Origin of the sequence: Chungangia koreensis (genome assembly GCF_042651785.1) — a bacterium.
Taxonomy (GTDB): Bacteria; Bacillota; Bacilli; order Bacillales_A; family Planococcaceae; genus Chungangia; species Chungangia koreensis.
On sequence record NZ_JBHSEC010000001.1, the window covers coordinates 96,028 to 105,068 of the forward strand.

Consider the following 9,041-nt stretch of genomic DNA (forward strand, 5'->3'; position numbering starts at 1 on the left):
TTGACCTAAAGGATTAGTGTATCTTCTGTTGAAGTTAGTAAACTGAAACGTCATTTTCTTTTAAATTCTAATAAATGGGTGATTGAATGTTATTAACTCCATTAGGTGCTATTAAATTATTCGTTAATGATAAAGAAGTGGATTTTACAGCGATAAAACTGGATAATTTGGCATTCCAATATCGAGATGTAAATGGAAGGTACTTAATTCAATATGAATACAAAAGTGAATATAAGAATCAAGAAATTAAATGCTGCATACCTGTAATTGATGTAAAAGGACATATTGAAAGTGGAGAAAGACTTGAAGCGATTGCTTTTTACAAAGAAGATATAAAACTAACAATTGGAGTTGAAGGAGAATTTCACAACCCAAAATATAGTGATTATACTGGAGAGTATTTAAGTAATGGAATTCAATATAAGACTAATCAAACTACTGTAGATAGAAAATTGAATTTTGGCGTTTGTTGGATTCAACCAGTGACCGAGGAAAACGATGTTCAGACTTGGTTCGGTGCGGATCCAACTTTAATGTAAAAACAAATAATTTTTGAGAATCGGTTTAGTTCCAAATTATCCAAGAATAACGACACTGGAGCTTCTCCAGTGCCGGTTATGTTCACTTTAAATAAAAGGAAGATCCATCAATCATCTCTACATCTTCACGATGTTTTATTTCCTCCATCAATTTAAATAACGCTTCATCTTTCTTTTTTGCCTCAATCATACAATGTATTTCGGGTACGGTTCCTTTGATTTCTTTCAAGTATCTGAAAAACATGTCTACGTCCACATAATCGGAATGATGACGGAATTCTTTCTCGCTTTTAGGACTTGAAATATGCATTTTTATTGGTAACGGTGAATCTTTCCAAGTTGCTACAATTCGGTCCCACTTATCCTCCCATTTTTCATAATAGTGATGGGCGAGATGGTGATGATAATCAAATACAAGAGGTATTTCTAATTTTTCACATAGATATAACGTATCATCAACCGTAAAAGAAGTATCATCATTTTCAAGCATAATCATCTTTTGAATTGCTCGTGGAACGTCCATCCAATTATCAACGAATTGCTCCAATGATTTCTCGGTTTCATTATAGTTTCCACCAACATGGAGAACACAACGATGCGTCGGATCTATTTTCATTCCCTTTAACAATAAATAATGCAACCTTAACGTTTTTAAAGAGTTTTTGACAACTTCCGTTTTTGGTGAATTCATAACAACAAAATGATCAGGGTGAAAATCAACTCGTATATTATGTTTTCTTGCGTAAGCGCCTATTTCAATTAATTTTTCAGATAATGGTTTTATATAATTCCAATCAGGCAGTTCTTCATGGTTAGCTAAAGGAATCAATCGAGAGGATAAGCGGTAGAAATGAATTTCTTTAAAGACATTATGTTTTAATAGCCGAAGTGTATGTTCCAAATTTGATAGTGAAATTTGCTCTAATTTACGTATGGCCGCTTCGCGATCCTTAATTTTTTGAAATTGAGTGAAGGTCATCGTTTGAGATGGTGAAGCATTTTTTAGTTCCATACTCATCGCAACATAACCTAATCGTACAATCGTCATTTTCCCACCTCATCTGTAGTATGTAGAAAATAAGATGGTGGTAGACAAATTTATGATCCAATAATTTTTAACTTGCTGGAAAGATCGATAACACTTGAAGAAATTTAAAAGGTTTTCAAAGGAAGTTTGTATATACCTGTTGTAAAAGTTGGATGAAAATTATTTTCTCCTAAAGCGGTAGGTTAGTTGAGTAAGGACATTTTAAATGTAATTTCTTTAGAACTGGAACTTCTCCTTAGACTATGCGTATTAAATGAAGGGGTAGTATGGAGGAATATTTAGATGCAATTTCAGAAATTATGGAGGTGAGATGTGAATGAAATATTTGTTTATTGGATTTGGTATTTCATTAATAATCTTTGTGGTAGCTTTAACTACTAATGATTGGTCCTTACTTTACAAAATAACAGGATTTGTAGGATTAATTTGTTTAGGGATAGGAGCTTTGATATCAGGAGCGTTTATTTCTGGGGATCGATTGGGAAGAAACCTTAACTCTGAATCCGAAACAGATAGACGAAAACGAATCACATTTACAAACAGAATTGTTTTAATAGGGGCTCCCAATATTGCATTTGCAATAATTCTTTTTCTTCTACTTAATTAGTCAAACAATAAATATGATCCACACAATTGACTTAGCAGGGGCGTTAATCCAGAAAGGGATTGAGGCCTTTTTTGTTGAATAACTATACTAACGATCAGGTTAATAATTTCGTTGATTCTTTTTTAATAATCCTCATAATCATAAGGGCTTCTGTCAAAAATTGTCTCACTCTCTTCTGATAACCATTTAGCTTCATGATCTATAGCTCGTAAATCTCTTTCCAACGCTTCTTCCATAGAAATATCATAATCAAAATCATCGTTGTAATCATAGTCATTGCCTATATCTTGGTTGTAGCTGTTCTTTGTAAGTATGCTATCGGATTCGTTTATTTCATTAGATAAATTTAGATCTTGAGCATTTGTTTTGGTATGTAAGATTCCTTTTGAACCATTTTCTTTCATTTTTTGATCAACCAATTTTAAAGTAACGAATGACATTAAGCCGCCTAACATACAAGCCCTCCTACCCATAAAATTAGGCCTAATTATACCATAGTATTAAAGAAGTTGTTTTTTTACTAAAGAGTAAGTTTAGAAATAAGTAATACTGCTTTTTTATTTTTGCGAAATGGAAAATTTACATATAAATGGAACCGATTTTTCTTACAAACGTATTTAAATAAAGCGGTAAATTAGGTGATGAAAATAGAACGATTTTATGAAAGGGTGTTTCTTATAAACACTAAGTTATTCATGCTTTTTAGTTGCCTTATAACTGTCACTTTGATGTTTGGATGTTCAAAAACAGAAGAATCGAAGGAAAGTAACTGGGAGGAATTAATGAGTAGTAATCCTGAAATAAAGACTAATCAAGAGGAAATTCCTGAAGATATCTTAAAACAAATAAAAATACCAAAATTCTCTACGATACCATTTGAAGTGAAAAACGTACAAATAATGCAAAATCAAACAGGTGTGACGGAAGGCCCCTTGTTAGTCAGCATTTCACTTTTTGGTGAAAAAGATGCCCTACTAATATCCAACCTTTTTGTTAAAGAAAATCCTCCGTCAGTAGGCACCGAAACAGTGGAGCTAAATAATGGAATTAAAGCCCAATACGATGGAACAGGAGAAGCTAAAGTACTGGCGTGGCAAGAAAAAGAAGGGAATGTAGTGATTGATTTAGCGCTTCGTTCTGAACCCGGGGAAAACAATGAATTTACTCTTGATGACTTATTAAAAATGGCTAATTCAATTGAATGAGGCTGATTTAAAATCCTTTTTGTAGAACTTATTGAAATAAGGGGTCAGGTAATAAGAAAAGACTTGTTATATGAAGATATTTAATTGGGTTGATAATGAAAAAAGGAGGACCAAATGAATTTAAAGTATTTTCTTACTGGTGTAACGGTAGCATTTTCAGTAATTCTATTCAGACTAATTGATGAATATGTAATGGACATTCCTACATTATTAGGTGCAATTATGGTAGCTATATTCGCAGGTATAGTTATCAAAGTTATCCAATCTATCTCCATTTTAGATAGAGAACTAAAAAAACCTACATATTTAACTTTATGGGCAATAATTATGGTCTGTTTATTGGGATGTTTTAAATTCTTTGAATTGTAATTATTGTACTCAGTATTACACTATTACATTGACTAAGGTGGCTTTGATCCAGGAAGGGATTGTTGCCTTCTTTGTTCATCGGGCGGTAGTTATGCCATTCCTAACGTAGCATATAGAAGGTTAGTTCAATTAGAAGTAGTTAAATTAAGTATTGTGTTCGAAGAAAATGAAAATGCGGGAGAAATAATATGATAAATGGTTTACAAATATTGTTGGGTCTCACTGTTTTGGGGTTGGCTTCATACACATTTATATACCCTGAATATGATGATATTTCACTTCCAGTAATGAACTTGGGAATGGCTCTATTTTTTGCAGTGATAGGTTTATCTGTAATGAAAGAAAAGCATAAAAATGAAGGAATTTTATTGTTGATTACATCTGGAATTTTATTTGTTGTAACACTTGCTAAACTTATTTTTAACTAATAGAGGCATTAATCCATTAAAGGATTAATGCCCTTTTTGGTGTGCCAGGCATGTTCATCAACTCGGTGGTGAAAGTCCACTATGGGCGTTGGGATATGCGAACCATTAGCTGAAGGCAAGGGTGTCCATGGTGACGTGGAATCTGAAGGAAGCTGGAGGCAAATCCTTGGTCTGAGGAATACGAACCACATATGAGGTTTCTGTTTCTGGGCGAGTTTGCCAAACAAAACGAAGCCCTAAATATCTCCGGAAGGAACAGGAATAAATGTGGCAGATAGATGAGGAGAAAGTGGATGAACTTACCCTGGGAGGTCTGATGGATATCCTCACGGAACCCATTCAGCGATGAATGGTTGAACCATCAGAAGTCAGCAGAGGTCATAGTACCACCGTCGGTGGGAAGGACCGAACGAAAGGAGAGAACATGAATCGGAAGATTACACAATAGCGAGGAAGCAGCCAATCGAGAGACTGAGTGGAAACGGACATTCGGAAAATGTCTAACCCCACCTCAGAGCTGAGCTATTTGTGTGCATACCGACCTCATGGGACATATGGAATCAAATGGATTAATCTATCTTATTACACATCGAGATAACCTGAATGAAGCTTTCAAAAGGGTTAAACGAAATAAAGGTGCCGCCGGTGTCGATGCGAAAGATATAGAGGCGACACGCCAATATTTGAAAGAAGAAGGAAGGACAATCATCGCACTAATTCAGACAGGAAAATACAAACCATCACCTGTCAAGAGAGTCGAAATCCCGAAGGGAGACGGCGGAAAACGCAAACTTGGTATTCCAACGGTCACTGACCGGGTCATTCAACAAGCAGTAGTCCAAATACTGACACCAATTTTTGAACAGACTTTTAGTGAATACAGCTATGGATTCAGACCCAATCGAAGTGCTCATCAAGCAATTGAAAAGGCAAGAGCCTACATTGATGAAGGCTACCACTACGTGGTAGACATCGATTTGGAGAAATTCTTCGATCGAGTCCAACACGACAAACTCATGTCATTGGTCGCAAATGTAATCAAGGACAAAGTAACTCTTAAACTTATTCGTAATTTCCTTCAAGCCGGCGTGATGGAAAATGGAATTGTGTCTGTCAATCGAGAAGGGACTCCACAGGGCGGACCGTTAAGTCCGCTTCTAAGTAACATCATGTTAACCGAGCTGGATCGGGAGTTAGAGAAACGAGGACATAAGTTTGTTCGATATGCGGATGACTGTAACATCTACGTGAAAAGCTTAAAGGCGGGCGAACGTGTCAAACAAGGGATTACGGACTTCATCGAGAAAAAGCTGAAACTGAAAGTCAACGAGGAGAAGAGTGCGGTGGGAAAGCCGATCGCACGTACATTCTTAGGCGTGAGTTTCTACCGAAACAGGAAACAGACACGAGTGTACGTGCCAAAGAAGAGCAAGGCGAAGTTTGAGGCTAAGCTTAAGCGACTAACCAACCGTAGCTGGAGTATCAGCATGGAATATCGAATCCACAAACTGAACCAATTGGTTCAGGGTTGGTTTAACTACTTTAAGATTGGTGACATAAAGAAATATGCATTAAAGATAGATAGTCATATAAGACGAAGATTAAGAGCGTGCAGATGGAAAGAATGGAAAAAGCCCTCGACAAAATATCGAGAGCTTAAGAAGTTAGGAATTAAGCCAAATGACGCATGGAGATGTGCGAATACCCGAAAGGGTTATTGGAGAATGTCTAACAATCCAATTATAGACCAGGCACTAAACAATCAGTACTGGGAAAACCAGAGGCTAAAGTCTATAACAAATTTGATTTCATAAAACTTTCGAACCGCCGTATACCGAACGGTACGTACGGTGGTGTGAGAGGACGGGAGCTAATCACTCCCTCCTACTCGATTTGAATACTTTAACTAAAAGTACAGTTCAGACTTATGAATTAAAGCTAATGTAGGAGGGGTTGTAAAAATTGGATGATATTAAGATATTTACATTAACTTCAGAAAATTATTCAGAAATTGTACAAGTCAATAATACGGAGCTGCCTGATTTAGCAACGATAAGAAACTATGAAGAAAAAGGCTCTCACGATACAGATTTATATAACATAGCCGCCATTACTTCTGAAGGTCATTATGTTGGATATGGAAGGTATGTGTCCGGCACCTGGGATCCCATTCTAAAGCCAGGACATGCTGAGATTGCAGTTAACGTGGATAAAGATTGGAGAAATAAAGGAATAGGCAGTTCAATTTTAAAGGAGATTGAAAATCTCGCTCTAAAATACAATGCTATTGTACTTCAAACCAACATAGAAGATTATAAAAATGAGTGCTTTAAATGGTATAAAAATAATGGCTTTGAGATATATAGTCACACATTTGAATCTCAATTGGATCTGACACAGTTTGAGACGACTCAATATGAATCTATTTTTAGTGAACTTGAAACATTAGGTATTCGTTTTACTACCCTTGCTGATTTTTCCCAAGAAGATGCTTCAAGCAATCGTTTTTGGGACTTATGGTGGGAACTCGTTAAAGATGTGCCCGGTATGGAGGATAAGCCCCGTCCAGAAAATGATAGAATGATTAGCCTAAGTAGAGATTTTGATAAAAATGGTTTTATCTTAGCGACCCAGGGAGATGAGTGGGTAGCACTATCGATGATTGTTAAAGAAAATAATGATTCTTATTATAATTCTATGACCGGGGTAATTAGAGAGTACCGTGGTAAAGGACTCGCTTTAGCGCTTAAAGTAAAAGCAATTGAATTCGCCAAAAACAATAAAGCGAAATACATAAGAACTCATAACGATTCAAAAAATACGCCTATGTTAGCAATTAATAAAAAATTAGGTTATAAATCAAAATCAGGATTTTACAACTTAATAAAACGTATTCACTAATCTCAAAAACATAAGTCTGTTAAAGATAGATTTAAACTAAATTGATAGTCTTATTATTAAACTAACCGGGCTTTGATCCAAGAAGGGATTGATGCCCTTTTTGTTGAACTTATTGAACTAAAGCGCAGGTTAATAAAGGATATTTGAGGGTTAGAGAGAATTATCATAAAAAGACGGGGGTGTATGTATGTTCAAAAAAGGATTAATTTTAATCTTCACAGTAATATATTCGTTAGTAATCGCGGGCTGTAATGATGAAGAAGCAATAAAAGAAGAAGTTATTCAAGACAATTGGAAAGAAAGTCCTCTTTTTGAATCAGGCAGTTACACTATGATCGGGGAAGAAGGACGTGTAGGTTTTATTTATGAAGGTAGTGAAGTTGATAAATTTTATCCTAATAAAACACAAAAGTACATGTGGCATTTTTGGGGAAATGAAGATGAGTTAATTGGTGACTTTGAAGTATTAGGGACTCACGAAAACAGTGATGAGGAATTAGTAATAGTATCAAAAACAAATAATACTTCACTTAGCCCTAATAATGGTGCAGATCAACACTTTCCTACAAATATGATGCTCCCAAAAAGTGGTCTTTGGAAGTTGGATGCTTATATTGGAGAAAGACTATTTGGAAGTGTTTATGTAAAAGTTCATAAGGAATAAATCACTTCTTGAACTAACGGGGGCTTTGATCCATGAAAGGATTAAGCCTTTTTTGTTGAATACTTTAACAAAAGTGGCAGTTTAGTTTAAGAAAGGAGGGTGTAGTAATGAGTAATCGAGACATTATTTTATTCATTGTTTTATCGGTTCTATCTACTCTTTTTATTATGTGGACATGTTTTAGTAAAGTTTTTATGACCAGTGACATTCCAGTTAAATTTTCAATGATTGAGGGCCAATCCTTTACTGTAAGGGTCCTGATTATAACGCTTTTACTGATTTTAGTTTTATTTTTCTCTTCCCGGTTTATAAAAGTTGTGACGGGAATTTATGCACTTTTAACAATTGGATATACAATTTATGCAGTAAATAGATTCTTCACATCCGAATATCCCATCATAAAGTATTTAGACTTTGGTAATGTCCTGATGTATATGATCCCTTCCATCGTAGGTTTGCTTCTTATCTACAAAATAAAATTACCTGAAAAACATAACAATCTACAGTAACCTTTAGTTGTACTAAAGCGGCACGTAAGTTTAAGTTTGATTAGAAAGGGTTAACTCAAACTTTGTCTAATTATAAAGGTATAAGACATTTCATAGGGGGGTGACGTATGGATTTCTTTAAAACAACTAAAGAATTTATTGATCGTCATTATAAAACGCCAAGAGGAATTATAGGTACATATATTGGTGAAAAGATGGTAAGGCAGCACAAGACTGAAACAAATTGGTCATTAGAGCTAATGAATGTTCAACAAGGGGATAGGATTTTAGAGTTAGGGTGTGGGGCAGGTTATGCAATTAAATTGATTTTAGAAAGGGGCTTAGCGGAGGAAGTAGTCGGCTTGGACATTTCTCCAACAGTTATTCGATCAGCAAGAATTAGAAACAAAAGAGCCATAAACGAAAACAGAGCAAAACTAATACAAGCCAATTTCAATAAGTTGCCGTTTCATAATGAAAATTTCAATCGGGTTTTCAGTATCCAAACTATTTACTTTTGGACTGATATAGCTTTGACATTATCAGAAATCTTTAGAGTTCTAAAGCCGGAAGGAGTTGTAATCCTTACTTTTTCCGACGGGAAAGAAGACGAAACTTGGGAAGGCATAAAAGGTATTACTGAAAATGAATTAATTCCGTCTATGCAGGATGCAGGATTTAGGGACGTTTCTTTAGTCAGAGGTCCAGATTCAAGAGGGTATCATACCGTTACGGTTAGAGGAACTAAAAGATAAATTAATCTTTCAGTCTTTTTTTGTTGAATACTTAAAA

12 protein-coding genes are annotated in these 9,041 nt (G+C 35.3%); 10 read left to right on the forward strand and 2 right to left on the reverse strand.

Translation table 11 applies throughout. The features are described 5' to 3' along the window. Positions 1–86: 86 nt before the first annotated feature. On the forward strand, positions 87–539 hold the full coding sequence (locus ACFOZY_RS00710) for a hypothetical protein (protein ID WP_378151181.1): 453 nt from the start codon (positions 87–89) through the stop codon (positions 537–539). Between the two features lie 82 nt (positions 540–621). On the opposite strand, the gene uvsE is transcribed toward ACFOZY_RS00710, so the two are convergent. Beyond that, the gene (gene uvsE / locus ACFOZY_RS00715) at positions 622–1,587 is read right to left on the reverse strand and encodes a UV DNA damage repair endonuclease UvsE (RefSeq protein ID WP_378151183.1); all 966 of its coding nucleotides are present in this window, start codon (positions 1,585–1,587) and stop codon (positions 622–624) included. A 316-nt stretch (positions 1,588–1,903) separates the two neighbouring features. On the opposite strand from uvsE, the gene ACFOZY_RS00720 reads away from it, so the two are divergent. Beyond that, positions 1,904–2,194: a DUF5316 domain-containing protein gene (locus ACFOZY_RS00720; protein ID WP_378151185.1), complete on the forward strand. Its 291-nt coding sequence runs from the start codon at positions 1,904–1,906 to the stop codon at positions 2,192–2,194. Between the two features lie 122 nt (positions 2,195–2,316). Here the strand turns inward: ACFOZY_RS00720 and ACFOZY_RS00725 are convergent, their stop codons facing one another. Continuing rightward, the gene (locus ACFOZY_RS00725; protein ID WP_378151187.1) at positions 2,317–2,649 is read right to left on the reverse strand and encodes a hypothetical protein; all 333 of its coding nucleotides are present in this window, start codon (positions 2,647–2,649) and stop codon (positions 2,317–2,319) included. 327 nt (positions 2,650–2,976) lie between these two features. On the opposite strand from ACFOZY_RS00725, the gene ACFOZY_RS00730 reads away from it, so the two are divergent. The 8 genes from ACFOZY_RS00730 to ACFOZY_RS00765 all read left to right on the forward strand — a co-directional run bounded on the left by ACFOZY_RS00730 (position 2,977) and on the right by ACFOZY_RS00765 (position 9,004). Beyond that, a complete protein-coding gene (locus ACFOZY_RS00730) occupies positions 2,977–3,399 on the forward strand; it encodes a hypothetical protein (RefSeq protein WP_378151189.1) in 423 nt (140 codons plus the stop codon). Between the two features lie 114 nt (positions 3,400–3,513). Beyond that, complete coding sequence (locus ACFOZY_RS00735) at positions 3,514–3,768, forward strand: hypothetical protein (RefSeq protein WP_378151191.1); 255 nt, start codon at positions 3,514–3,516, stop codon at positions 3,766–3,768. Positions 3,769–3,956: 188 nt separating this feature from the next. Beyond that, positions 3,957–4,196, forward strand: coding sequence for a hypothetical protein (locus ACFOZY_RS00740; protein ID WP_378151193.1), 240 nt, complete (start codon positions 3,957–3,959; stop codon positions 4,194–4,196). A 545-nt stretch (positions 4,197–4,741) separates the two neighbouring features. Next, on the forward strand, positions 4,742–6,010 hold the full coding sequence (gene ltrA, locus ACFOZY_RS00745; RefSeq protein ID WP_378151195.1) for a group II intron reverse transcriptase/maturase: 1,269 nt from the start codon (positions 4,742–4,744) through the stop codon (positions 6,008–6,010). Positions 6,011–6,158: 148 nt separating this feature from the next. Next, the gene (locus ACFOZY_RS00750) at positions 6,159–7,097 is read left to right on the forward strand and encodes a GNAT family N-acetyltransferase (protein ID WP_378151197.1); all 939 of its coding nucleotides are present in this window, start codon (positions 6,159–6,161) and stop codon (positions 7,095–7,097) included. A 187-nt stretch (positions 7,098–7,284) separates the two neighbouring features. After that, the gene (locus ACFOZY_RS00755; RefSeq protein ID WP_378151199.1) at positions 7,285–7,761 is read left to right on the forward strand and encodes a hypothetical protein; all 477 of its coding nucleotides are present in this window, start codon (positions 7,285–7,287) and stop codon (positions 7,759–7,761) included. A 107-nt stretch (positions 7,762–7,868) separates the two neighbouring features. Further along, entirely contained in the window at positions 7,869–8,270 is a 402-nt protein-coding gene (locus ACFOZY_RS00760; protein WP_378151201.1) for a hypothetical protein, read from the forward strand. 107 nt (positions 8,271–8,377) lie between these two features. After that, the gene (locus ACFOZY_RS00765) at positions 8,378–9,004 is read left to right on the forward strand and encodes a class I SAM-dependent methyltransferase (RefSeq protein WP_378151203.1); all 627 of its coding nucleotides are present in this window, start codon (positions 8,378–8,380) and stop codon (positions 9,002–9,004) included. Positions 9,005–9,041 lie beyond the last annotated feature (37 nt).

Excerpts from the sequence above, each read along its gene's own strand:
- ACFOZY_RS00760 (WP_378151201.1), top strand. The coding sequence starts at position 7,869 with ATGAGTAATCGAGACATTATTTTATTCATTGTTTTATCGGTTCTATCT.
- uvsE (WP_378151183.1), bottom strand. The coding sequence starts at position 1,587 with ATGACGATTGTACGATTAGGTTATGTTGCGATGAGTATGGAACTAAAA.
- ACFOZY_RS00725 (WP_378151187.1), bottom strand. The coding sequence starts at position 2,649 with ATGTTAGGCGGCTTAATGTCATTCGTTACTTTAAAATTGGTTGATCAA.
- ltrA (WP_378151195.1), top strand. The coding sequence starts at position 4,742 with ATGGGACATATGGAATCAAATGGATTAATCTATCTTATTACACATCGA.
- ACFOZY_RS00755 (WP_378151199.1), top strand. The coding sequence starts at position 7,285 with ATGTTCAAAAAAGGATTAATTTTAATCTTCACAGTAATATATTCGTTA.
- ACFOZY_RS00720 (WP_378151185.1), top strand. The coding sequence starts at position 1,904 with ATGAAATATTTGTTTATTGGATTTGGTATTTCATTAATAATCTTTGTG.
- ACFOZY_RS00710 (WP_378151181.1), top strand. The coding sequence starts at position 87 with ATGTTATTAACTCCATTAGGTGCTATTAAATTATTCGTTAATGATAAA.
- ACFOZY_RS00730 (WP_378151189.1), top strand. The coding sequence starts at position 2,977 with ATGAGTAGTAATCCTGAAATAAAGACTAATCAAGAGGAAATTCCTGAA.
- ACFOZY_RS00735 (WP_378151191.1), top strand. The coding sequence starts at position 3,514 with ATGAATTTAAAGTATTTTCTTACTGGTGTAACGGTAGCATTTTCAGTA.
- ACFOZY_RS00740 (WP_378151193.1), top strand. The coding sequence starts at position 3,957 with ATGATAAATGGTTTACAAATATTGTTGGGTCTCACTGTTTTGGGGTTG.
- ACFOZY_RS00765 (WP_378151203.1), top strand. The coding sequence starts at position 8,378 with ATGGATTTCTTTAAAACAACTAAAGAATTTATTGATCGTCATTATAAA.